The 21437-nt window shown below is 62.3% G+C and carries 33 protein-coding genes; 3 read left to right on the top strand and 30 right to left on the bottom strand.

Annotated features, from left to right (window positions below; translation table 11 throughout):
* Nucleotides 1–59 precede the first annotated feature (59 nt).
* The 17 genes from AC2TZ7_RS00695 to rpmC form a co-directional block, all read right to left on the bottom strand.
* Nucleotides 60–995, bottom strand: a complete 936-nt coding sequence (locus AC2TZ7_RS00695) for an asparaginase (protein WP_489865548.1) — start codon at nucleotides 993–995, stop codon at nucleotides 60–62.
* Between the two features lie 10 nt (nucleotides 996–1005).
* Nucleotides 1006–1551 (bottom strand): biotin transporter BioY, encoded by a 546-nt coding sequence (locus AC2TZ7_RS00700; RefSeq protein WP_489865549.1) that lies wholly within the window; start codon nucleotides 1549–1551, stop codon nucleotides 1006–1008.
* A gap of 1 nt (nucleotide 1552) precedes the next feature.
* A complete protein-coding gene (locus tag AC2TZ7_RS00705) occupies nucleotides 1553–2167 on the bottom strand; it encodes an energy-coupling factor transporter transmembrane component T family protein (RefSeq protein WP_489865550.1) in 615 nt (204 codons plus the stop codon).
* Nucleotides 2142–2888, bottom strand: coding sequence for an energy-coupling factor ABC transporter ATP-binding protein (locus tag AC2TZ7_RS00710; protein ID WP_489865551.1), 747 nt, complete (start codon nucleotides 2886–2888; stop codon nucleotides 2142–2144). Before AC2TZ7_RS00710 ends, AC2TZ7_RS00705 begins: the two co-directional genes overlap by 26 nt.
* Nucleotides 2889–2994: 106 nt before the next feature.
* The gene (locus AC2TZ7_RS00715) at nucleotides 2995–4635 is read right to left on the bottom strand and encodes a BCCT family transporter (protein WP_098412079.1); all 1641 of its coding nucleotides are present in this window, start codon (nucleotides 4633–4635) and stop codon (nucleotides 2995–2997) included.
* Between the two features lie 39 nt (nucleotides 4636–4674).
* Entirely contained in the window at nucleotides 4675–5091 is a 417-nt protein-coding gene (locus AC2TZ7_RS00720; RefSeq protein ID WP_098412604.1) for a universal stress protein, read from the bottom strand.
* A 470-nt stretch (nucleotides 5092–5561) separates the two neighbouring features.
* The gene (gene rpmD, locus AC2TZ7_RS00725; protein ID WP_075773858.1) at nucleotides 5562–5747 is read right to left on the bottom strand and encodes a 50S ribosomal protein L30; all 186 of its coding nucleotides are present in this window, start codon (nucleotides 5745–5747) and stop codon (nucleotides 5562–5564) included.
* 12 nt (nucleotides 5748–5759) lie between these two features.
* Nucleotides 5760–6329: a 30S ribosomal protein S5 gene (gene rpsE / locus AC2TZ7_RS00730; protein ID WP_075773857.1), complete on the bottom strand. Its 570-nt coding sequence runs from the start codon at nucleotides 6327–6329 to the stop codon at nucleotides 5760–5762.
* A gap of 114 nt (nucleotides 6330–6443) precedes the next feature.
* Entirely contained in the window at nucleotides 6444–6803 is a 360-nt protein-coding gene (rplR, locus tag AC2TZ7_RS00735) for a 50S ribosomal protein L18 (protein ID WP_075773856.1), read from the bottom strand.
* 11 nt (nucleotides 6804–6814) lie between these two features.
* The gene (rplF, locus tag AC2TZ7_RS00740; protein WP_489865552.1) at nucleotides 6815–7348 is read right to left on the bottom strand and encodes a 50S ribosomal protein L6; all 534 of its coding nucleotides are present in this window, start codon (nucleotides 7346–7348) and stop codon (nucleotides 6815–6817) included.
* A gap of 10 nt (nucleotides 7349–7358) precedes the next feature.
* A complete protein-coding gene (gene rpsH / locus AC2TZ7_RS00745) occupies nucleotides 7359–7757 on the bottom strand; it encodes a 30S ribosomal protein S8 (RefSeq protein ID WP_152845393.1) in 399 nt (132 codons plus the stop codon).
* A 10-nt stretch (nucleotides 7758–7767) separates the two neighbouring features.
* Nucleotides 7768–8073, bottom strand: coding sequence for a 30S ribosomal protein S14 (rpsN, locus tag AC2TZ7_RS00750; RefSeq protein WP_075773854.1), 306 nt, complete (start codon nucleotides 8071–8073; stop codon nucleotides 7768–7770).
* Between the two features lie 19 nt (nucleotides 8074–8092).
* A complete protein-coding gene (gene rplE, locus AC2TZ7_RS00755) occupies nucleotides 8093–8650 on the bottom strand; it encodes a 50S ribosomal protein L5 (RefSeq protein ID WP_078549282.1) in 558 nt (185 codons plus the stop codon).
* Entirely contained in the window at nucleotides 8650–8955 is a 306-nt protein-coding gene (gene rplX, locus AC2TZ7_RS00760; RefSeq protein ID WP_078521279.1) for a 50S ribosomal protein L24, read from the bottom strand. Before rplX ends, rplE begins: the two co-directional genes overlap by 1 nt.
* Complete coding sequence (gene rplN, locus AC2TZ7_RS00765) at nucleotides 8955–9323, bottom strand: 50S ribosomal protein L14 (RefSeq protein WP_075773851.1); 369 nt, start codon at nucleotides 9321–9323, stop codon at nucleotides 8955–8957. The genes rplX and rplN overlap by 1 nt, the downstream gene beginning before the upstream one ends.
* Before the next feature lie 76 nt (nucleotides 9324–9399).
* Complete coding sequence (rpsQ, locus tag AC2TZ7_RS00770) at nucleotides 9400–9633, bottom strand: 30S ribosomal protein S17 (RefSeq protein ID WP_078521280.1); 234 nt, start codon at nucleotides 9631–9633, stop codon at nucleotides 9400–9402.
* Nucleotides 9634–9645: 12 nt separating this feature from the next.
* Nucleotides 9646–9846: a 50S ribosomal protein L29 gene (gene rpmC, locus AC2TZ7_RS00775; RefSeq protein WP_075773849.1), complete on the bottom strand. Its 201-nt coding sequence runs from the start codon at nucleotides 9844–9846 to the stop codon at nucleotides 9646–9648.
* 188 nt (nucleotides 9847–10034) lie between these two features.
* On the opposite strand from rpmC, the gene AC2TZ7_RS00780 reads away from it, so the two are divergent.
* Nucleotides 10035–10670, top strand: coding sequence for a 2OG-Fe(II) oxygenase family protein (locus tag AC2TZ7_RS00780; protein ID WP_489865553.1), 636 nt, complete (start codon nucleotides 10035–10037; stop codon nucleotides 10668–10670).
* 82 nt (nucleotides 10671–10752) lie between these two features.
* Nucleotides 10753–11286: a flavodoxin domain-containing protein gene (locus AC2TZ7_RS00785; RefSeq protein ID WP_489865554.1), complete on the top strand. Its 534-nt coding sequence runs from the start codon at nucleotides 10753–10755 to the stop codon at nucleotides 11284–11286.
* A 75-nt stretch (nucleotides 11287–11361) separates the two neighbouring features.
* Here AC2TZ7_RS00785 and rplP read toward each other — a convergent pair whose 3' ends face one another.
* Genes rplP through rplB form a run of 5 tightly spaced genes read right to left on the bottom strand, consistent with a single transcriptional unit; the run spans nucleotide 11362 to nucleotide 14004 of the window.
* Complete coding sequence (gene rplP / locus AC2TZ7_RS00790) at nucleotides 11362–11775, bottom strand: 50S ribosomal protein L16 (RefSeq protein WP_078542381.1); 414 nt, start codon at nucleotides 11773–11775, stop codon at nucleotides 11362–11364.
* 14 nt (nucleotides 11776–11789) lie between these two features.
* Complete coding sequence (gene rpsC / locus AC2TZ7_RS00795) at nucleotides 11790–12497, bottom strand: 30S ribosomal protein S3 (RefSeq protein WP_078521288.1); 708 nt, start codon at nucleotides 12495–12497, stop codon at nucleotides 11790–11792.
* Complete coding sequence (rplV, locus tag AC2TZ7_RS00800) at nucleotides 12497–12877, bottom strand: 50S ribosomal protein L22 (RefSeq protein WP_078521290.1); 381 nt, start codon at nucleotides 12875–12877, stop codon at nucleotides 12497–12499. The genes rpsC and rplV overlap by 1 nt, the downstream gene beginning before the upstream one ends.
* A gap of 5 nt (nucleotides 12878–12882) precedes the next feature.
* On the bottom strand, nucleotides 12883–13161 hold the full coding sequence (rpsS, locus tag AC2TZ7_RS00805) for a 30S ribosomal protein S19 (RefSeq protein ID WP_078521291.1): 279 nt from the start codon (nucleotides 13159–13161) through the stop codon (nucleotides 12883–12885).
* A gap of 3 nt (nucleotides 13162–13164) precedes the next feature.
* Nucleotides 13165–14004 carry a 50S ribosomal protein L2 gene (gene rplB, locus AC2TZ7_RS00810; protein WP_134331252.1) on the bottom strand — a complete coding sequence of 280 codons (840 nt, stop codon included), beginning with the start codon at nucleotides 14002–14004 and terminating at the stop codon, nucleotides 13165–13167.
* Between the two features lie 255 nt (nucleotides 14005–14259).
* On the opposite strand from rplB, the gene AC2TZ7_RS00815 reads away from it, so the two are divergent.
* Nucleotides 14260–14565 carry an SH3 domain-containing protein gene (locus tag AC2TZ7_RS00815; RefSeq protein ID WP_489865555.1) on the top strand — a complete coding sequence of 102 codons (306 nt, stop codon included), beginning with the start codon at nucleotides 14260–14262 and terminating at the stop codon, nucleotides 14563–14565.
* A 113-nt stretch (nucleotides 14566–14678) separates the two neighbouring features.
* On the opposite strand, the gene AC2TZ7_RS00820 is transcribed toward AC2TZ7_RS00815, so the two are convergent.
* From AC2TZ7_RS00820 to rpsL, 8 genes are all read right to left on the bottom strand, one after another.
* Nucleotides 14679–14975: a 50S ribosomal protein L23 gene (locus AC2TZ7_RS00820; protein ID WP_078521296.1), complete on the bottom strand. Its 297-nt coding sequence runs from the start codon at nucleotides 14973–14975 to the stop codon at nucleotides 14679–14681.
* A complete protein-coding gene (gene rplD, locus AC2TZ7_RS00825; protein WP_075773839.1) occupies nucleotides 14972–15592 on the bottom strand; it encodes a 50S ribosomal protein L4 in 621 nt (206 codons plus the stop codon). The genes AC2TZ7_RS00820 and rplD overlap by 4 nt, the downstream gene beginning before the upstream one ends.
* A complete protein-coding gene (rplC, locus tag AC2TZ7_RS00830; protein ID WP_078521298.1) occupies nucleotides 15592–16455 on the bottom strand; it encodes a 50S ribosomal protein L3 in 864 nt (287 codons plus the stop codon). The genes rplD and rplC overlap by 1 nt, the downstream gene beginning before the upstream one ends.
* A gap of 10 nt (nucleotides 16456–16465) precedes the next feature.
* Nucleotides 16466–16774, bottom strand: coding sequence for a 30S ribosomal protein S10 (gene rpsJ, locus AC2TZ7_RS00835; RefSeq protein WP_036639457.1), 309 nt, complete (start codon nucleotides 16772–16774; stop codon nucleotides 16466–16468).
* A 213-nt stretch (nucleotides 16775–16987) separates the two neighbouring features.
* Nucleotides 16988–18163 (bottom strand): elongation factor Tu, encoded by a 1176-nt coding sequence (tuf, locus tag AC2TZ7_RS00840; RefSeq protein WP_134331249.1) that lies wholly within the window; start codon nucleotides 18161–18163, stop codon nucleotides 16988–16990.
* A gap of 60 nt (nucleotides 18164–18223) precedes the next feature.
* A complete protein-coding gene (gene fusA, locus AC2TZ7_RS00845) occupies nucleotides 18224–20347 on the bottom strand; it encodes an elongation factor G (protein WP_489865556.1) in 2124 nt (707 codons plus the stop codon).
* A gap of 18 nt (nucleotides 20348–20365) precedes the next feature.
* A complete protein-coding gene (gene rpsG, locus AC2TZ7_RS00850) occupies nucleotides 20366–20836 on the bottom strand; it encodes a 30S ribosomal protein S7 (protein ID WP_075773836.1) in 471 nt (156 codons plus the stop codon).
* A gap of 12 nt (nucleotides 20837–20848) precedes the next feature.
* A complete protein-coding gene (gene rpsL, locus AC2TZ7_RS00855) occupies nucleotides 20849–21220 on the bottom strand; it encodes a 30S ribosomal protein S12 (RefSeq protein ID WP_038074720.1) in 372 nt (123 codons plus the stop codon).
* Between the last annotated feature and the right edge of the window lie 217 nt (nucleotides 21221–21437).

Raw genomic sequence — 21437 nt, forward strand, 5'->3', positions numbered from 1 at the left:
GCTCTCCTAACGGAAAGGCGGGCGAAGGCGTTCCGAAAAACCGGCGTGAGCCCCTCAGATCAGGGCGTGTATTCTCCGCAAAGCGCGCGGGAAAGGCGTGCAGCCCGCGCCTGCGGGTCGTCGAGCGAGAGGACATGGGAAAGCTTGGTATAGGCCGCCTCCGGCGTCATGTCGCGCCCGTCGATCACGCCGTGATCGCGCAGCACCGCCCCCGCCGCATAGGTGCCAAGCGCCATGCCGCCCTCGGGGCATTGGCTGACCGCGATGACGGGGATCGCGCGTTCTTGCGCAGTGACGAGCGCTGCCCGCACGCCGGGCGTGTCGGGCGCGGTGCCCGAGCCGTAGCAGCGCAGCACCAGACCGTCGCAGGTCTTGGCCGCATGCTCGAGAAGGCTCTCCTCCGCCCCCGGCGCGACAGCCAGAACGGCAATCCGGGCGGGCCGGATCGGGTGGCGCGTCAGGCGCTCTCCCGGCTGGCGGGGCGGGATGTCGGAGGGATCGGCGGCGAAGGCGTCGAAGGCGCGCGAATGGCTTTTGCGGACCCGCGCGCCGTGCAGCAGGCGTCCGGCGAATTGCACCCAGACGCCGGGCTCCGCCTGCCCCGCCGCCGCGATCGCATCACGCAGATTGCGCGCGCCGTCATTGCCCTCGACCGACAGCGGCAGCATCGAGCCGGTCACGATCACCGGCTTGCCCAGCCCTTCGAGCGCGAAGCACAAAGCCCCCGCCGTATAGGCCAGCGTATCGGTGCCGTGGGTCACGATCACGCCGTCGCAGCGGTCGTGATGCGCGGCGATGGTCTCGGCGATCCGGTCCCAGTCGGCGGGCGTGGCATTGGCGCTGTCGATCAGCGGATCGAGGCGCAGGGTCTCGACCGCGCGCCCCTCGGGCAAGGTGGCGAGGAACGCCTCGACCACACCCTGCTGCGGCACGAAGCCCGCATCCGAGGCGACCATGCCGATCGTGCCGCCCGTATGGATCAGCAGCAGCGCCACGCTGCGTCCCTCAGTTGCGCGACAGAACGCTGGAGGGGCGTGCACGCGCCAGCGACACGGTCAGCGCCGCGACGACCGCCGCCTTGATCAGATCGCCCGGAATGAAGACCAGCATCAGCGAGGTGCTCTCGATCAGGCTCTTGCCAAGCGCGAGCGACAGCCCGACGACCCCCATCGCGTAGGACAGCACGATCCCGCCAAGGATCGCCCCCACGAAGACCGAGGCACCCAGCGGCACCGAGCGCCACTTCTCGACGATGAAGCCGGTCAGCCACGCCGCCAGCGGCCAGCTGAACAGGAAGCCGCCCGTCGGGCCGAAGAAGACGCCAAGCCCGCCGCGACCGCCTGCGAGCAGCGGCAGCCCCACGGCCACCAGCAGCAGGAACAGCAGAACCGCGAGCGCACCGCGCTTCGAGCCCAGCACCGCCCCGGCCAGCATGATGCCAAGGCTCTGCGCCGTGATCGGCACCCCGAAGCCCAGCGTGATTTTCGGGATCAGCGCGAGCACTGCAATCAGGGCCGCAAACAGCGCGATCAGCGCGACATTCTTTTCCATCTCAAGTCTCCCTCTCGGATGTGAGCCCTCCTCGGGCCCGAAGCGCATCGCCGACATGGTCGGCATCGTCAAGCGCAAGAAGTGTAAAGGGCAGCACCAGCCGCCAGCTTGGCCGCCGGGTGGCGCGGGCGCGCCAGCTCTCGGTGAGGCGCCCCCCTTTGTTGGTCAGCACCGGCACCATGCGGATCACCAGCGCGATTGCGATCTCCAGCGCGGCGGTAGACAGCCCGAAGCGGCGCAACGGTGTCGTCAGCCAGCGCACGACCGCGATCATATCACTCAGCCGCGTCGTCATCGACACGAGGTTCGCCAGCGCCACGGCAGAGATCATCCGCATCACGATCACCGCGCCCTGCACCAGCTCGCCGATCACCACCTGCCAGATCGCGACGATCACGATGAAGGGCCAGAGCAGTTTCAGCGCCGCCAGCCCCGCGCGCAGGAAGGCGCGGCCCGGCAAGGCATAGGCGATCGCGATCGCGGTCACGACGCCCGCAAGGATCAGCGGGTTTTCGATATAGAACAGGCCCACGGTCGCCACGCAGAGCGCTGCGAGCTTCAGGCCCGCAGGCCAGTCATGGGCGGCTGTCTTAACGGGAGAGCTGAGCGATATCATCGGCCTCTCCCGCGCGGGTCATCTCTTCGACGTAGGCAGGCAGCACCTCGCGCGCCGCGCCATGCATCCGCAACCGTCCTTGGTCGAGCCAGAGGATTTCGTCGTAATGTTCCAGCTCGCGCGGATCGTGCGTCACCTGCACCAGCGTCCCGCGATAGAGCGTCAGCGCCCGGCCCAGCTGCGCCTTGGTCGGGATGTCGAGGCCCGAGAAGGGCTCGTCGAGGATCAGCAGGTTCGGCGCCATCGCGCTCACCGCCATCAGGCACAGAAGCTGCTTCTGGCCCTGGCTGAGCGTCGTCACATAGGCATCGCGCCACGCCGCTTTGCCGAACTGTTCCAAGGTACGATCGGCCGCAGCTTCGGCCTCGGCCTTCTTCATCCCCTGCTGACGCAGCCCGAAGGAAATCTCCTCGATCACGGTCGGGAAGATGATCTGATGATCGGGGTTCTGGAACAGGATGCCGACCTCGTGCAGCGCGGCCTTCCGGTCGGCGGCCAGATCGTGCCCGTTGATCCGCAGACTGCCCCGGCTCGGCGCGATCAGCCCCGCCATCAGCCGCGACAGGGTGGATTTTCCCGACCCGTTGCGCCCCACCACGCCGATGCGGCGGGCGCGGGTCTCCAGCGAAATCCCCTCCAACACCGGACGACCGTCAAGATCGTGGCCGAGATCGGAAATCGCGATATGGCTCGCGGAGGATGGGGTCGCGCCGTCAGACATGCGCCGGGTCATATACGCAGACGCGCCGCGTTTCCAGACGCCGCGCGACATAGGAAAAGGCGCGCGAGGTTTCCCCCGCGCGCCTCTGTCTCGATAATCGGTCAGCTTAGCGTGGTTCGCTGCGCAGACCTTTCCAGATCGCCCAACACATCACCAGCAGAACCAGCGTGAAGGGCAGACCGGTGGAGATCACCATCGCCTGTAGCGCGCTCAGACCGCCGCCGATCAACAGCACGATCGCGACTGCGCCCTCGAAAGTGGCCCAGAACACACGCTGCGGAACCGGCGCATCGACCTTGCCGCCTGCCGTGATCGTATCGATCACGAGCGAGCCGGAGTCCGACGAGGTCACGAAGAACACGATGACCAGGATGATCGCGATGACCGAGGTGATCGAGGCCAGCGGCAGCCCGTCCAGCATCGCAAACAGCGACAGCGGCGGGTTGTAGCTGTCGATCACGTTCGCCTTCACCATCGAGCCCGCCGGGTCCGAGATGACTTGGTCAATCGCGACGCCACCGAAGACCGCCATCCACAGGACGCAGACGAGCGACGGGATCAGCAGCACGCAGATGATGAACTCGCGCACGGTGCGGCCACGCGACACGCGGGCGATGAACATACCGACGAAGGGCGACCAGGAAATCCACCACGCCCAGTAGAACGCGGTCCAGCCGTCGCGATAGCTGTCATCCGTGCGCCCGATCGGGTTCGACAGCGGGATGATGTCTTTCGCATAGGCCAGAAGCCCCTGACCGAAATCGGTGAAGATCATCAGCGTCGGACCCGCGAAGAGCACGAAGAGCAGCAGCAGCGCCGCGATCCCCATGTTGATCTCCGAGAGCAGCTTCACGCCGCCATCGAGGCCGCGCAGCACCGAGAACAGCGCAACGCCGGTGATCAGCGTGATCAGGATGATCTGGACCGTTGTGTCGATCGGAACGCCGAAGACGTGGTTGAGGCCCGCATTCGCCTGCTGCGCGCCGAAGCCGAGCGAGGTCGCAAGGCCGAACAGCGTCGCGAACACCGCGATGATGTCGATGATATGGCCGGTCCAACCCCAGACCTTCTCGCCGAAGATCGGGTAGAAGGCCGAACGGATCGTCAGCGGCAGACCCTTGTTATAGGAGAACAGCGCCAGCGCGAGTGCCACGACCGCATAGATCGCCCAGGGGTGCAGACCCCAGTGATAGATCGTCGCGGCGAGGCCCATTTCCTTGGCCCGCGCGACATTCTCCGGGATCAGATTGCCATCCGCATCGAAGGGCGAAGGCGTGCCCAGAGGCTGCGAGACCGCCATGTGATAGACCGGCTCGAGCACGCCGAAGAACATCAGGCCGATGCCCATACCGGCTGCGAAGAGCATCGCGAACCACCCCATATAGGTGAAGTCCGGCTCCGCATCCGTGCCGCCCAGACGCACTGCGCCATAGGGCGAGACGATCAGCGCGAGGCAGAAGATGACGAAGATATTCGCGGCGCTCATGAAGAACCAGTCGAAGGTCGAGGTCAGCCACGGGCGCATCGCGCCGAACAGCGAACTCGCCTGCTCCGGCAGAGCCAGCGCGTAGAAGACGAAGGCCACGATGGACAACGCCGAGATCATGAAAACAGGGTTGTGAATGTCGAAACCGAAGGGCCCTACATGCCCTTCGACGTTGTCTTGACCGATCTCATAATCGGTCTCGATCAGTTGTGTGTCCCCTTCGGGGGCAGGGATGCCCTGAACTTCTTCAGGTTCGGCCATATGCCGTCCTCCTGTCCTTATTGGTTATATTGGTCCGCGTTATCCACGTACGAGAAACACCGACGCATCGCTGTGCGCGGCGAGGTGGCCGCCATGCGACGCAAAGAGATAGTTGGCCGCGTTGGGCACATGCGTGGCCATCACCACCAGATCGGCCCCGAGCTCGTCGGCCGTCTTCAACAGCGTCTTGTCGAGATCAACGGCCGGGTCGGGCACGATGACCGCCTTCGACGACCCCTTATGCCCAAACTCGTTGGCATGGCCTTGCGCGAAGGCGTCCAGCTTCGCGGCATATTCCTTGGCATTGTGGCCGAATTCGCTCGGCTCTTGGCTTGTAACACCGATAAACACGACTTCTGCATCGTGTTTCGCAGCGATCTCCGAAGCGACTTTCAACGTCTTGTCCATCTTCTCGACGTGACGCAGGTCGATCGGAACCATAATCTTTTCAAACATATCGATCCGTCCCTCAGTCTTGAAGCGCGGCACCCTATTTCAGGATGCAACGATATCCAACCAACCCAGTGTGTCACATTCGGTTCCGGATTTCGTGAAGAAAAATTAAAGAAATGACATGCCGTTACGTGGACCTGCGGCGCGCGGTCACATCGGCGGCAACTTCCGCCATTCGCACGAATATTACGCTCGACTGTCCCGAGACGGAGTGGCCGAGGTGTTTTCACTCCCGATATGGAACAGGATTTCGGCGCGATGATCACCGTGATCGCGATCGTGGCACTTAGTGCATCGCCGGCGCGAGCGCCGCTCATATCGGCAGAAGATCCGGTCCTCCTCGCCGCACTGATTGACATGTATCACACGCTGTCGACCGGAAGCCTCTCCCCCACCGAGAGCCACACTCCACGAATGCAAAACGCCCCGGCCTTTCGGTCGGGGCGTTCCGTTATTCAGACGAACCGGTCGGCTCAGCCGCGCTCTTCGACGATTTCGACGAGGTGCGGGATTTTCGCGACCATACCGCGCACGGCCGGGGTATCTTCCAGCTCACGGGTACGGTTCATCTTGTCCAGACCCAGACCTTTCAGCGTAGCACGCTGAATGGCGGGGCGACGGATCGGCGAACCGATCTGCTTGACGACGATGGTAGCCATTGATCGCTCTCCTTACGCTTCCGTGGCTTCGGCAGGTGCCTCAGCCTCGGGCTTCTTGAGGATGTCGGCCACTTTCTTGCCGCGGCGCGCAGCCACCTGACGGGGGCTTGCTTCGCGGGTCAGACCGTTCAGCGTGGCACGGATCATGTTGTAGGGGTTCTGGGTGCCGGTCGATTTCGACACGACGTCCTTCACGCCCAGCATCTCGAACACGGCACGCATCGGACCACCGGCGATGATCCCGGTACCTTCCGGTGCGGTGCGCATCACGACCTTACCAGCGCCGTGACGGCCCTCGATGTCGTGGTGCAGCGTGCGGCCATCGCGCAGCGGGACGCGGATCAGGTTGCGCTTCGCTTGCTCGGTGGCTTTGCGGATCGCTTCCGGAACCTCTTTGGCCTTGCCTTTGCCGAAGCCGACACGGCCACGCTGGTCGCCGACGACCACGAGGGCTGCGAAGCCAAAGCGCTTACCACCCTTCACGGTTTTCGACACGCGGTTGATCGCGACGAGGCGATCGGCGAATTCCGGGTTTTCGTCGCGGTCGTCGCGGCGGCCCCGGCGGTTGTCACGTTCTGCCATGAGGCATTCCTTCTCGTGATGGCGTGGTTTCACGCCGTTTGTCTCAATCCAGGTGCCCCGCCCCGAAGGACGCGGCCCGGATCATCGGGGGGACGCGAACGTCCCCCACCAGTCTTAGAACTTCAGACCGCCTTCGCGGGCTGCGTCGGCGAGCGCCTTGATCTTCCCGTGGAACAGGAAGCCACCGCGGTCGAAGTAGCAGGTTTCGACACCGGCCTTCTTCGCACGCTCGGCGATCGCGGCACCAACTTTGGCTGCCGCTTCGACGTTGTTCTTGCCGACCACACCGAGATCTTTCTCGAGCGTGGAAGCGGCGGCCAGAGTGCGACCGTTGACGTCGTCGATCAGCTGAACGCTGATGTTCTTCGACGAACGATGCACCGAAAGACGGGCGCGACCAGCGGCCATCTTGCGAAGCTTGTTCCGGACGCGCAGGCGGCGCTTGAGGAACAGATCCCGTTTGCTGTTTGCCATTTTCGCGTTCCTTACTTCTTCTTACCTTCTTTGCGGAAGATATACTCACCCTTGTAGCGGATGCCCTTGCCCTTATAGGGCTCGGGAGCACGCCATTCGCGGATATTTGCCGCGACCTGGCCCACCTGCTGCTGGTCAGAACCTTCCACAACGATCTCGGTCTGCTTCGGAGCGGTGACAGTCACGCCCTCCGGAACCTCGAAGTTGACTTCGTGCGAATAACCGAGCGACAGCTTCAGGACGTTGCCCTGCATCTGCGCACGATAACCAACACCCTGAATCTCCAGCTCCTTCTTGAAGCCTTCGGTCACGCCCTGCACGAGGTTCGCGACCTGCGAGCGGGTCATGCCCCACTGCTGGCGCGCACGCTTCGAGAGGCCACGCGGGGTGATGGTGACGATGTTATCCTCAAGCTTGAGGCTCACATCGTCGGTCGCGGTGAAGGAACGGGTGCCTTTCGGCCCCTTCACTTCGATGGTCTGGCCCGACAGCTGCGCCGTAACGCCGCTGGGAAGCTCGACCGGTTTCTTACCAATACGAGACATTGAGCCCTCCTTAGAACACGGTGCAGAGCACTTCGCCGCCAACATTGGCGGAACGTGCGTTTGCATCCGACATCACGCCCTTCGAGGTCGAGACGATCGAGACGCCGAGGCCCTGACGGACCGACGGAACGTCTTTCGCGGCCATGTACACGCGGCGACCGGGGGTCGAGACGCGCTGCAGCTCGCGGATGACCGGGGTGCCCTCGTAGTACTTGAGGCTGATTTCCAGCTCCGGATGGCCTGCAGCAGACGTCGCCTGCTCGTAACCACGGATGTAGCCTTCGTCAGCCAGCACGTCGAGAACCCAAGCGCGGAGCTTGGAGGCCGGGGTGCGGACGGTGGATTTGCCACGCAGTTGTGCGTTGCGGATGCGGGTCAGCATATCGCCGAGAGGATCGTTCACAGACATGTCGCCCTCCTTACCAGCTCGACTTCACCATGCCGGGGATCTGACCGTAGGAGGCCAGGTCACGCAGCATGATCCGCGAGAGTTTGAGCTTACGGTAGTAAGCGTGGGGACGACCCGTGAGCTGGCAACGATTGTGCAGCCGGACCGCCGACGAGTTGCGCGGGAGTTCCGCGAGTTTCAGCGACGCCTTGAAGCGCTCTTCCATCGGGCGCTCCTGGTCGTTGATGATTTCCTTGAGCGCGGCCCGCTTGTCAGCGTACTTGTTCACAAGACGCTGGCGCTTCGCTTCGCGCGCAACCATGGATTTCTTAGCCATAAGTTTCGTTCCTCCGCGATCAGGCGTTGAAGGGCATGTTGAAATGCTTCAACAGCGCCTTCGCTTCGGCATCCACGTCAGACGTGGTCACCATGATGATGTCCATACCCAGAACCTCATCGACCTTATCGAAGTCGATCTCGGGGAACACGATGTGCTCCTTGAGGCCCATTGCGAAGTTGCCACGACCGTCGAAGGACGGCTTCACGCCGCGGAAGTCGCGAACGCGCGGCATAGCAACGTTGATCAGGCGATCGAGGAATTCGTACATCCGGTCACCGCGCAGGGTCACTTTCGTACCCAGCGGCATCTCTTCCCGGACGCGGAAGCCAGCGATCGACTTCTTCGCCTTGGTCATCACGGCCTTCTGACCAGCGATGAGCGAGAGCTCTTCGGCGGCCTGCTTGACCTTCTTGGTGTCTTTCACGGCTTCGCCGACGCCCATGTTCAGCACGATCTTGTCGAGCTTCGGGATCATCATGTCGTTCTTGTAGCCGAACTCTTCTTTCAGCGCCGCCTTGATGGTGTCGCGGTAAAGAGCGCGAAGACGCGGAGTGTAGGTAGCTTGATCGAGCATCAGATCGCATCCCCCGTGGTCTTGGCGAAACGCACCTTCTTGCCGTCTTCCTCGCGGAAGCCGACGCGGGTGGCTTTGCCGTTTGCGTCCATCAGAGCCAGGTTCGACAGGTCGATCGGCATAGCCTTGGGCTGGCGACCGCCCTGGTTGGACTGGGTCTGACGCTGGTGGCGGATCGCAACGTTCACGCCGTCGACGACAGCTTTGCCGGCTTTCGGGTCGACAGAGGTGATCTCACCCTGCTTGCCCTTGTCCTTGCCAGCGAGAACGACGACCTTGTCGCCTTTGCGGAGCTTAGCAGCCATTACAGCACCTCCGGAGCAAGCGAGATGATCTTCATGAAGTTCTTCGCACGCAGCTCACGCACGACCGGCCCGAAGATACGGGTGCCGACCGGCTCGCCCGCGTTGTTCAGGATGACGGCGGCGTTGCGGTCGAAACGGATGGCGGTGCCATCGTCGCGACGAACTTCTTTGGCGGTGCGCACGACGACGGCCTTACGGACGTCACCTTTCTTCACGCGGCCGCGCGGGATCGCTTCCTTGACCGACACCACAATGATGTCGCCCACGGATGCGTAACGGCGGTGCGAGCCGCCGAGGACCTTGATGCACTGAACCCGGCGAGCGCCGGAGTTGTCAGCAACATCCAGATTGGTCTGCATCTGGATCATGGGGTTACTCCCGACCTTTGGGGACGCCTATGCAGTAAGGGCCCCAGGGTTTCGAATACTGGCGAATGGCCCCGGCTTACGCCGAAACCACAACCCGCCAGCGCTTGGTCTTCGAGACGGGTGCGCACTCTTCGATGCGAACAATGTCACCGGTCTTGAACTGGTTTTCCGCGTCATGGGCGCGGTATTTCTTGGATTTCCGGATCGTCTTCTTGAGAACCGGATGCGTGAAGCGGCGCTCGACCGAAACGGTTACGGTCTGGTCGTTCTTGTCCGACGTCACGGTACCTTGCAGGATGCGTTTGGGCATAGGAAGCTCTCCTTACTTCGCGGCTTCAGCGGCTTTTTGGTTCAGCACGGTTTTGATACGTGCAACGTCCCGACGAACGGTGCGCATGCGCGCGGTGTTCTCGAGCTGGTTCGTGGCCTGCTGAAAGCGGAGGTTGAAGGCTTCTTTCTTCAGCGAGACGAGCTGATCACGCAGCTCATCAGGCGTCTTCGCCTTGAGTTCTTGGGCGTTCATCCCGGGTCCTTTCTTGGCATCAGAGGGCCCCTCGCGGGTGACCCTGCTTTCTGATGGGTTATGTCGGTCCTGATTTCAGGAACTTGGGGCCAATATCAGAGCGAATCGAATATGGCAAGGATTGTTTGGCCTTCGGCCCGCTTTGGCGTAACAGGGGGATAAATCCACGCCCAGTTGCGAGAGCCCTTATGTCCGAGCCCAAGCCCCAGATCGAGTCCCTCTTCGTCACCCGCCTCTACCGCTCTGCCCTATCCGAATTCGGCCCGAAGGTCGATACGGGCGAGCTGGAGGCGTCGTGCTACGCCATCGCCGAGGATGACGAGGCCGGGCAGGACTGGTGCGAGGAGAACGGCTATCCGGGCTATACCTCCTACGCTTCGCTCACCGACCTGCCCTGGCGCTTCCCGATCTTCGCGGACATGGTGAAGGCGCTCGACAAGCACGTCGCGGCCTTCGCCGAGGATCTGCAATTCGATCTGGGCGAGGGCAAGCTGGTGCTCGAAGACCTCTGGATCAACATCCTGCCCGAAGGCGGCACCCACAGCTCGCACCTGCACCCCCATTCGGTAATCTCCGGCACGACCTATGTCGCGATGCCCGACGGTGCCTCTGCGCTGAAGCTGGAAGACCCCCGCAGCGCCCGGATGATGGCGGCCCCTACCCGCCTCAAGACCGCCCGGCGCGAGCTGCAACCCTTCATCTACATCACCCCCGAGCCCGGCGAGGTGCTGCTCTGGGAGAGCTGGCTGCGCCACGAGGTGCCGATGAACATGGCCGAGGACGAACGCATCTCGGTCAGCTTCAATTACAAATGGGTGGACTGAGCCCGGCGCTTTGATCGTCATCATAGCCAAGCCGCGTCTCACCTGATTTTCTTGCTGCGCAACCAGACACCGGGAGCGCAGCATGAAAACACTCGTCGCCTATGCCTCCAGCGAGGGGCAAACCCGCAAGATCGCGCGGCGCGTCGCCGATCGCATCGCCGATTTGGGCCACTCCGCCGAATTGATTTCCACCGATGAGGCGGAGGGGATGAACCTCGACCGGTTCGACCGGATCATCCTCGCGGCGTCGATCCATGTCGGACATTATCAGGGCCGCTTTGCCGATTTCGTCGCAGAGCAACGCGACATCATCCGGAACCGCCCGAGCCTCTTTCTCTCCGTGTCCCTGGCCGCCGCTGGCCACGACGCAGAGGATTGGCGCGGCCTCGACAAGATCCTGAAGGATTTCGAGGCAGCGACCGGCTGGACGCCGGATCTGACCGAACAAATCGCGGGCGCCTACCTGCCGTCGAAATACGATATCTTCCGCCGGTTCGTGATGCGCCGGATCGTGGCGAAGAAGGACCCCGATGCCGATCTCGACGCCGATATCGAATATACCGACTGGGAGGCGCTCGATGCGCTGATCGACGGCTGGATCTCCGACGGAGCCTGATCGCCCAACCTTCCAAAGCAAAAGCCCCGCCATCTCTGGCGGGGCTTTCGTTTGTCTTCAGCAGTCAGACCGGGATTACCAGTCCTGACGCTCGACGATACGGCAGGCGACCGGAAGCTTGGCCGCGCCGAGGCGCAGAGCCTCGCGAGCGGTCTCTTCGTTGACGCCGTCGATCTCGAACATCACGCGGCCGGGCTTGACCTTGGCGGCCCAACGGTCGACCGAACCCTTACCTTTACCCATACGGACTTCGGTAGGTTTCGCGGTGATCGGGGTATCCGGGAAGATCCGGATCCAAACACGGCCCTGACGCTTCATGTGGCGGGTGATCGCACGACGCGCAGCTTCGATCTGACGGGCGGTGACGCGCTCGGGCGCCTCTGCCTTGAGGCCGAAGTGACCGAAGTTCAGGTCGAAACCACCTTTGGCTTCACCGTGAATCCGGCCTTTGTGCATCTTGCGGAACTTCGTCCGTTTCGGTTGCAGCATAACTATCTACTCCCTCAGCGATCGCGACGCGGGCCGCGCGGTGCCGGGCCCTCTTGGGCTTCAGCGTGCTTGCGGTCACGAGCTTGCGGATCATGTTCCATGATCTCGCCTTTGAAGATCCAGACCTTCACGCCGATGATCCCGTAGGGGGTCGACGCTTCGGACAGCGCATAGTCGATGTCGGCACGCAGGGTGTGCAGCGGCACGCGACCTTCGCGATACCACTCGGTACGTGCGATCTCGGCGCCGCCCAGACGGCCAGCGACGTTCACACGGATACCAAGACCACCCATACGCATCGCGTTCTGCACCGAGCGCTTCATGGCGCGACGGAACGAGACACGACGCTCGAGCTGCTGTGCGATCGACTCGGCGACGAGCTGCGCATCGAGTTCCGGCTTGCGGACTTCGACGATGTTCAGGTGCAGCTCGCTGTCGGTGAAGTTCGCCAGCTTCTTGCGGAGCGCTTCGATGTCAGCGCCCTTCTTGCCGATGATGACGCCCGGACGTGCAGCGTGAATGGTCACACGGCACTTCTTGTGCGGACGCTCGATGATGACGCGGCTGATGCCGGCCTGCTTGGCTTCCTCGTGGATGAACTCGCGGATCTTGATGTCCTCGAGCAGCAGGTCGCCATAGTCTTTGCTGTCGGCGTACCAGCGGCTATCCCAGGTGCGGTTGACCTGGAGGCGCATGCCGATCGGATTAACCTTCTGACCCATTACGCTTGCTCCTCAACCTGACGCACCTTGATGGTGATTTCCGAGAACGGCTTCATGATCTTGCCGAAGCGACCACGTGCCCGCGGACGGCCACGCTTCATCACCAGGTTCTTGCCAACCCAGGCTTCCGCCACGACGAGCTCGTCCACGTCCAGGCCGTGGTTGTTCTCAGCGTTGGCGATTGCCGACTGAAGGCACTTCTTCACGTCGAGCGCGATGCGCTTCTTCGAGAAGGTCAGGTCCGAAAGGGCCTTGTCGACCTTCTTGCCACGGATCATCGCGGCGACGAGGTTCAGTTTCTGCGGCGAGGTGCGAAGCATGCGGGTCTTCGCCATCGCTTCGTTCTCCGCCACGCGGCGCGGATTCTTTTCCTTACCCATGACGATTACTTCCTCTTGGCTTTTTTGTCGGCCGCATGCCCGTAATAGGTGCGGGTCGGCGAATATTCACCGAACTTCTGACCGATCATTTCCTCGGTGACGTTCACCGGGATGTGCTTGTGGCCGTTGTAGACCCCAAAGGTCAGACCAACGAATTGCGGCAGGATGGTGGAGCGACGCGACCAGATCTTGATGACGTCGCCTTTGCCCGACTCGCGAGCCTTCTCTGCTTTTTTCAGCAGGTAGGCATCAACGAAGGGGCCTTTCCAAACAGAACGAGACATATGTTAGCGACCCTTCTTCTTCGCGTGACGCGAACGCAGGATATACTGGTCCGTCTTCTTGTTGACGCGCGTGCGCTTGCCCTTGGTGGGCTTGCCCCACGGCGTAACCGGATGACGGCCACCCGAGGTACGACCTTCACCACCACCGTGCGGGTGGTCGATCGGGTTCATCGCGACACCGCGGACGGTCGGACGGACGCCCATGTGGCGCTTACGACCGGCTTTACCGAGGTTCTGGTTCGAGTGGTCGGCGTTCGACACGGCACCGATGGTCGCCATGCATTCCTGACGCACGAGGCGCAGTTCGCCCGACGAAAGACGCAGCTGAGCGTAGCCACCGTCACGGCCGACGAATTGGGCGTAGGTGCCCGCGGCGCGTGCGATCTGGCCACCCTTGCCGGGCTTCAGTTCGACGTTGTGGACGATGGTACCGATCGGCATACCCGAGAACGGCATCGCGTTGCCCGGCTTGACGTCGTGACGCGAGCCCGAAACGACCTTGTCACCGACAGCGAGACGCTGGGGTGCGAGGATGTAGGCCTGCTCACCATCTTCATAGTTGATCAGCGCGATGAAGGCGGTCCGGTTCGGATCGTATTCGATCCGCTCGACGGTGCCCGGAACATCGAACTTGCGACGCTTGAAATCGACGATGCGATAGAGACGCTTCGCGCCACCACCCTTGTGCCACATCGTGATCCGCCCGGTGTTGTTCCGGCCACCCGACTTGGTCAAACCCTGCGTGAGGGCTTTGACCGGACGGCCTTTCCAAAGCTCCGAACGGTCGATCAGAACCAGCCCACGCTGGCCCGGCGTCGTCGGCTTATACGACTTGAGTGCCATGCTTTCTGTCTTCCGTTGGTTTGCGGCGAGTTGCCTCGCCTGTCTGTGTGTATAGGGCCCCGAAGGTCCCCGAATTCAAAAATCACGGGCCCCGGAACGAATCCGAGGCCGCGAGACTGGCGCGATGTAGCAGGGATGCGGGGGTGAGTCTATAGGCTTGGCCTGTTTTTGCGCGCGATGGACCAAGCAACTGGCGCTTCGCGGTCCGGGCGGGCAAAATGGCTCCCGAGGCAGAAGACATAACAGGAGCAACCAATGCGTCCAACCCGAGCAATCCTCCTCGCAGCCCCGCTCTGCGCGACAGCCACCCTCGCCACCCCCACCCTCGCCGACGCATGGCGCGGCACCTATGAGGTCGCCGGGGTGAAGGGGCAGGACATGCTGAAACTGCGCGCGGGCCCCGGCACCGGCTACAAGGTGATCCTGGGCCTTCCCAACGGCGCGATCGTCCACGTGCGCAGCTGCGAGCGCAGCGGCAATACCCGCTGGTGCAACGTCTCGCTCGACGCCGCCCGCAACCTGCGCGGCTATGTCTCGGAGAGCTACCTGCGGGAGAAGTGACGCGCAGCGCCCGGGCGCGTCCCTTGAGGGGTAAGCGCCCCCTCCCCCACCACCGCAAACGAAAAGGCCCCCGCAGATCGCGAGGGCCTTTCCAATGTCTCGGTCCTACCGGATTACAGGCCGGTGGTGACGTCGATCGTGTTGCCTTCTTCCAGCGTCACGTAGGCTTTCTTGAAGTCCGAGCGACGGCCGGGGGTGCCCCGGAAGCGCTTGGTCTTGCCCTTGGTGATGGTGGTGTTGACCGCCTTCACCTTGACGCCGAAGAGAGTCTCGACAGCTTCTTTGATCTGCGGCTTCGAAGCGTCTTTCGCGACTTCGAAAACAACAGCGCCGTTCTCCGAGGCCATGGTGGCTTTCTCGGTGATGATCGGCTTGACGATCACGTCGTAATGTTCGGGTTTCGCGCTCATTTCAGACGAGCCTCCAGAGCTTCGACACCCGCCTTCGTGAGCACGAGCGTGTCACGCTTGAGGATGTCATACACGTTGGCGCCCATCGAAGGCAGCACATCGATGCCGTCGATGTTGCGCGCGGCTTGGGCGAAGTTCTCGTTCACCTCGGCCCCGTCGATCACCAGCACCTTTTTCCAGCCCAGCTCCTTGGCGGCTTTCGCCAGCAGCTTGGTCTTGGCTTCGGCGAGCTGCGCGTCCTCCAGGACGATCAGTTTGCCAGCGGCGGCTTTCGACGACAGCGCGTGCTTCAGACCCAGAGCCCGGAACTTCTTGGGCAGGTCATGAGCGTGGCTGCGCGGGGTCGGGCCCTTGTAGACACCACCCTTGCGGAAGATCGGCGCCTTGCGGGAGCCGTGACGTGCGCCACCGGTGCCCTTCTGACGGTAGATCTTCTTGGTCGAGTAGCTGACCTCCGAGCGGGTGAGAACCGAGTGGGTGCCCTGCTGAGCCTTCGCGCGCTGCCAGCGCACGACGCGATGCAGGATGTCCGCACGCGGCTCGAGCCCGAAGATCTCGTCGGCGAGGTCGATCGAACCGGCCTTGCCGGCGTCGAGCTTGATCACATCGAGTTTCATTACTTGTCTCCTTCGGGCGCGTCGCCGCCGTCTTCGCCTTTTTCGGCTTCGATCGACTCTTCAGCTTCCTTCAGCGCAGCAGCTTCCTGAGCGGCCTGCTCCTCGGCGAGACGCTTGGCTTCGGCTTCAGCCTCGGCAGCAGCAGCGGCAGCGGCTTCTTCAGCAGCTTTCGCAGCGGCTTCGGCAGCCGACTTCAGCGCGGCGGGGTAGATGATGTTCTCGGAGAGCGGCTTCTTGACCGCATCCTTGACCGTCACCCAGCCACCTTTGGCGCCCGGCACCGAGCCCTTGACCATGATCAGGCCACGGTCGGCATCGGTCTTGACGACCTGAAGGTTCTGGGTCGTGACGCGCACGGCACCGAGGTGACCGGCCATCTTCTTGCCCTTGAACACTTTGCCCGGGTCCTGACACTGACCGGTCGAACCGTGCGAGCGGTGCGAGATCGACACGCCGTGCGTGGCGCGCAGACCGCCGAAGTTGTGACGCTTCATAGCACCGGCGAATCCCTTACCGATCGAGGTGCCCGCGATATCCACGAACTGACCTTCGAAATAGTGGTTCGCGGTGATTTCCTCGCCCACTTCGATCAGGTTTTCTTCAGCGACGCGGAATTCCGCGACTTTGCGCTTCGGGGCGACATTGGCTTTCGCGAAGTGACCACGCAGAGCGGCGGTCGTACGCTTGGCCTTGGCTTCACCAGCGCCGAGCTGAACGGCCGTGTAGCCGTCGGTCTCGGAAGTGCGCTGAGCCACCACCTGAAGCTTGTCGAGTTGGAGAACGGTCACAGGAACCTGCTTGCCGTCCTCAAGGAAGAGCCGGGTCATGCCCAGCTTCTTGGCGATAACACCAGTCCGCAGCATAATGCCCTCCTTACACCTTGATCTCGACGTCGACGCCCGCTGCGAGGTCGAGCTTCATCAGCGCGTCCACGGTCTGGGGGGTCGGATCGACGATGTCGAGAAGACGCTTATGCGTCCGGATTTCCCACTGGTCGCGCGACTTCTTGTCGATGTGCGGACCACGCAGAACCGTGAATTTCTCGATCTTGTTCGGGAGCGGGATGGGCCCGCGAACCTGGGCACCCGTGCGCTTCGCGGTGTTCACGATTTCCTGGGTGCTGGCGTCCAGCACGCGGTAATCGAACGCCTTGAGCCGGATGCGGATATTTTGGCCGGTCATATGTCATGCCTCTTCGCATGGCGTGAAGGTTGAGAGGCAGACGGCACCGAATGTAGCGCCTGCATCGAACCTGAAAATCTTGGCAGATCAGGCGCGTCCTCTATGGCGTCACCCTGAGTCTGTCAAGAGCGAATGGCGCGCCTTTCGGCGCACCATTCAAATTCTCTCCAACTGTCGTTTTCGGGGCCCCGCAGAGGGCCCCGAAACCATCGATCACTCGATGATTTTGGAGACGACGCCGGCACCGACGGTGCGGCCACCTTCGCGGATTGCGAAGCGCAGACCGTCTTCCATCGCGATCGGGGCGATCAGTTCGACTTCGAACTTCAGGTTGTCGCCCGGCATGACCATCTCGGTGCCCTCGGGAAGGGTCACGGTGCCGGTCACGTCCGTCGTGCGGAAGTAGAACTGCGGACGGTAGTTCGCGAAGAACGGGGTGTGACGGCCACCTTCCTCTTTGGTGAGGATGTAGGCTTCTGCCTCGAACTTGGTGTGCGGCTTAACCGAACCCGGCTTACACAGAACCTGACCACGCTCGACGCCGTCACGGTCCACACCGCGCAGCAGCGCGCCGATGTTGTCGCCAGCTTCACCACGGTCCAGCAGCTTGCGGAACATCTCGACGCCCGTGCAGGTCGTCTTCGAGGTGTCGCGGATACCCACGATTTCCAGTTCGTCGCCGACGTTGATCACGCCACGCTCGACGCGGCCGGTCACAACCGTACCACGGCCCGAGATCGAGAACACGTCTTCGATCGGCATCAGGAAGGGCTGGTCAACGGCGCGCTCCGGCGTCGGGATGTAGCTGTCGACAGCTTCCATCAGAGCCTTGATCGAGTTCTCGCCGATTTCCGGATCACGGCCTTCCATCGCGGCCAGAGCCGAACCCTTGATGATCGGGATATCGTCGCCGGGGAAGTCGTAGGACGACAGAAGTTCGCGAACTTCCATTTCCACGAGCTCGAGCAGTTCCTCGTCGTCGACCTGGTCAACCTTGTTCAGGTACACGACCATCGCCGGGATGCCGACCTGACGGCCGAGCAGGATGTGCTCGCGGGTCTGCGGCATCGGGCCGTCAGCTGCGTTCACGACCAGGATCGCGCCGTCCATCTGCGCTGCACCCGTGATCATGTTCTTCACGTAGTCGGCGTGGCCGGGGCAGTCGACGTGCGCGTAGTGACGCGACTCGGTCTCGTACTCCACGTGCGCGGTCGAGATCGTGATCCCGCGGGCCTTCTCTTCCGGCGCGCCGTCGATCTGGTCATACGCGCGGAAATCACCGAAATACTTCGTGATCGCAGCCGTCAGCGTCGTCTTGCCGTGGTCAACGTGGCCAATCGTGCCGATGTTGACGTGCGGTTTGTTACGTTCAAACTTTTCCTTTGCCATGATGGCCTCCTGTCAGTGCGTTGGATTGGAAAGGCGCCGGGTTGCCCCGGCGCACGTCCCTTACGCGTATTTCTTCTGGATCTCGTCCGAGATGTTCTGCGGCACGGCTTCGTAATGATCGAAGAGCATCGTGAAGACCGCGCGGCCCGAGGACATCGAACGCAGGTTGTTGATGTAGCCGAACATGTTGGCGAGCGGCACGAAGGCGTTCACGACGACCGCGTTGCCGCGGGTGTCCTGACCTTGCACCTGGCCCCGACGCGAGGTCAGGTCGCCAATGATGCCACCGGTATATTCTTCCGGGGTCACCACTTCGACTTTCATCATCGGCTCGAGCAGCTTCGCGCCAGCCTTGCGCAGACCTTCACGCATCGCGGCACGCGAAGCGATTTCGAAGGCGAGCACCGAGGAGTCGACGTCGTGGAAAGCACCGTCAACCAGCGCAACCTTGAAGTCGATCACCGGGAAGCCTGCCAGCGGACCGGAGTCCATGACCGACTTGATGCCCTTTTCGACGCCCGGGATGTATTCCTTCGGAACAGCACCACCAACGATGCGGCTCTCGAACGAATAGCCTTCGCCCGGCTCGGTCGGCGTGATCTCGAGCTTGACGCGCGCGAACTGACCGGTACCGCCGGTCTGCTTCTTGTGCGTGTAGTCGATCTCGGTCGCGTGGCTGATCGTCTCGCGATAGGCCACCTGCGGCGCACCGATATTCGCCTCAACCTTGAACTCGCGCTTCATGCGGTCGACCAGGATGTCGAGGTGAAGTTCGCCCATGCCCTTCATGATGGTCTGACCCGACTCGAGGTCGGTCTCGACGCGGAAGGACGGGTCTTCGGCTGCCAGGCGCTGAAGGGCGAGGCCCATCTTTTCCTGGTCGGCTTTCGACTTCGGCTCCACGGCGATCTCGATCACCGGATCGGGGAAGGTCATCGTTTCGAGAACGACCTGGTTGTTCGGGTCGGACAGCGTGTCACCGGTGGTGGTCTCTTTCAGACCGGCCAGCGCGATGATGTCGCCTGCATACGCTTCTTCGATCTCGGTCCGGTTGTTCGAGTGCATCATCATCATACGACCGATGCGCTCTTTACGACCTTTGGTCGAGTTCAGGATCGAGTCGCCCTTCTTCAGCGTGCCCGAGTAGAGGCGCGTGAAGGTGAGCGAGCCCACGAAGGGGTCGTTCATGATCTTGAACGCGAGACCCGAGAGCGGCTCCGAGTCATCGGCGTGACGCGCGATGTTACGGGTTTCCGTCTCGTCATCCGGAGAGAAGCCCATATAGGCGGGCACGTCGAGCGGCGAAGGCAGGAAGTCGACCACGGCGTTGAGCAGCGGCTGGACACCCTTGTTCTTGAAGGCCGAACCACCCAGAACCGGAACGAAGGACAGCGACAGCGTGCCCTTACGGATCAGGCTGCGCAGCGTTGCGATATCGGGCTCTTCGCCTTCGAGATAGGCCATCATCGCGTCGTCGTCTTGCTCGACGGCGTTCTCGATGAGGTGCGAACGCCATTCGTCCGCGGTCGCCTTCAGATCGTCACGGATCGGCTGACGAACCCAGGCAGCGCCCAGGTCTTCGCCTTTCCAGACCCACTCTTCCATGGTGACCAGATCGACGATGCCTTCGAGTTGATCTTCGGCACCGATCGGGAAGTTCACCGGAACCGGGGTCGCACCGGTGCGGTCTTTGATCATCTTCACGCAGTTGAAGAAGTCCGCGCCGATCTTGTCCATCTTGTTGACGAAGACGAGGCGCGGAACCTTGTAGCGGTCAGCCTGACGCCACACGGTCTCGGTCTGCGGCTCAACACCGGCGTTCCCGTCGAGCAGCGCAACAGCGCCGTCGAGCACGGCCAGCGAACGCTCCACCTCGATGGTGAAGTCGACGTGGCCGGGGGTGTCGATGATGTTCATACGGAACTTGGTATCATCCGTACCTTCGGCGGTCGGATCTTCCTGCCACTGCCAGAAAGTCGTGGTAGCTGCCGAGGTGATCGTGATGCCGCGCTCGGCTTCCTGCTCCATCCAGTCCATGGTGGCTGCACCGTCGTGCACTTCGCCGATCTTGTGCGACTTGCCGGTGTAGTAGAGGATGCGCTCGGTCGTCGTGGTTTTACCAGCGTCGATATGCGCCATGATCCCGAAGTTGCGGTAACGCTGTAGGGGATATTCGCGAGCCATTGTGGCGTCCTTCCGTTATTACCAGCGATAATGGCTGAACGCTTTGTTCGCGTCGGCCATCTTGTGGGTGTCTTCGCGCTTCTTGACCGCGGAACCACGCGAGTTCACCGCATCCAGAAGTTCGCCAGCGAGGCGCTCTTCCATGGTGTTCTCGTTGCGGGACTTGGCGGCAGCGATGAGCCAGCGGATGGCCAGCGCTTCGCGACGGGTCGGGCGCACTTCGACCGGAACCTGGTAGGTGGCACCACCCACACGACGCGAACGCACTTCGACCGAAGGCTTCACGTTGTCGAGGGCTTCGTGGAACACCTCGATGGGCTCACGCTTGAGCTTGCCCTCAACGCGGTTGAGCGCGTTGTAGACGATTTTCTCGGCGGCGGACTTCTTGCCGTCGATCATCAGGTTGTTCATGAATTTGGTCAGCACGCGATCGCCATATTTGGCGTCGGGCAGGACTTCGCGCTTTTCAGCGGCGTGACGACGAGACATCTCGAGATCTCCTTACTTCGGACGCTTCGCGCCGTATTTCGAACGGCGTTGACGACGGTCTTTGACACCTTGCGTATCGAGCACACCGCGCAGGATGTGGTAACGAACGCCCGGAAGGTCTTTCACACGGCCGCCACGGATGAGCACAACGGAGTGCTCCTGGAGGTTGTGCTTTTCGCCCGGGATGTAGGAGATGACCTCGAAGCCATTCGTCAGGCGCACCTTGGCGACCTTACGCATAGCGGAGTTCGGTTTCTTCGGCGTCGTGGTGTAGACGCGCGTGCAAACGCCACGCTTTTGCGGGCATTCTTGGAGGTGCTGCGACTTAGAGCGCTTCACCTTGGGCTGCCGCGGTTTGCGGATCAGCTGTTGGATCGTCGGCATTCGGTTCCCCGTTCTGCTGTCAATACTCGCCCCGTTTCCGGAGGCGCCACTTCTCGACACGTTTCCGCGCGGATTCGCGAAAACGCCAAATCGCACTCCTCCCCGGCCCGAGGACCGCGGCGAATGCGTTGAATTCCAGAGGATCGGGGCGAAGGCCCGGATCATGACCACTAGAAATCGGCGACCCTCCGGGCAGACTTCGCCCGTCAGGTAGCGC

The sequence above is a fragment of the Thioclava sp. ISO4 genome, from assembly GCF_058105145.1.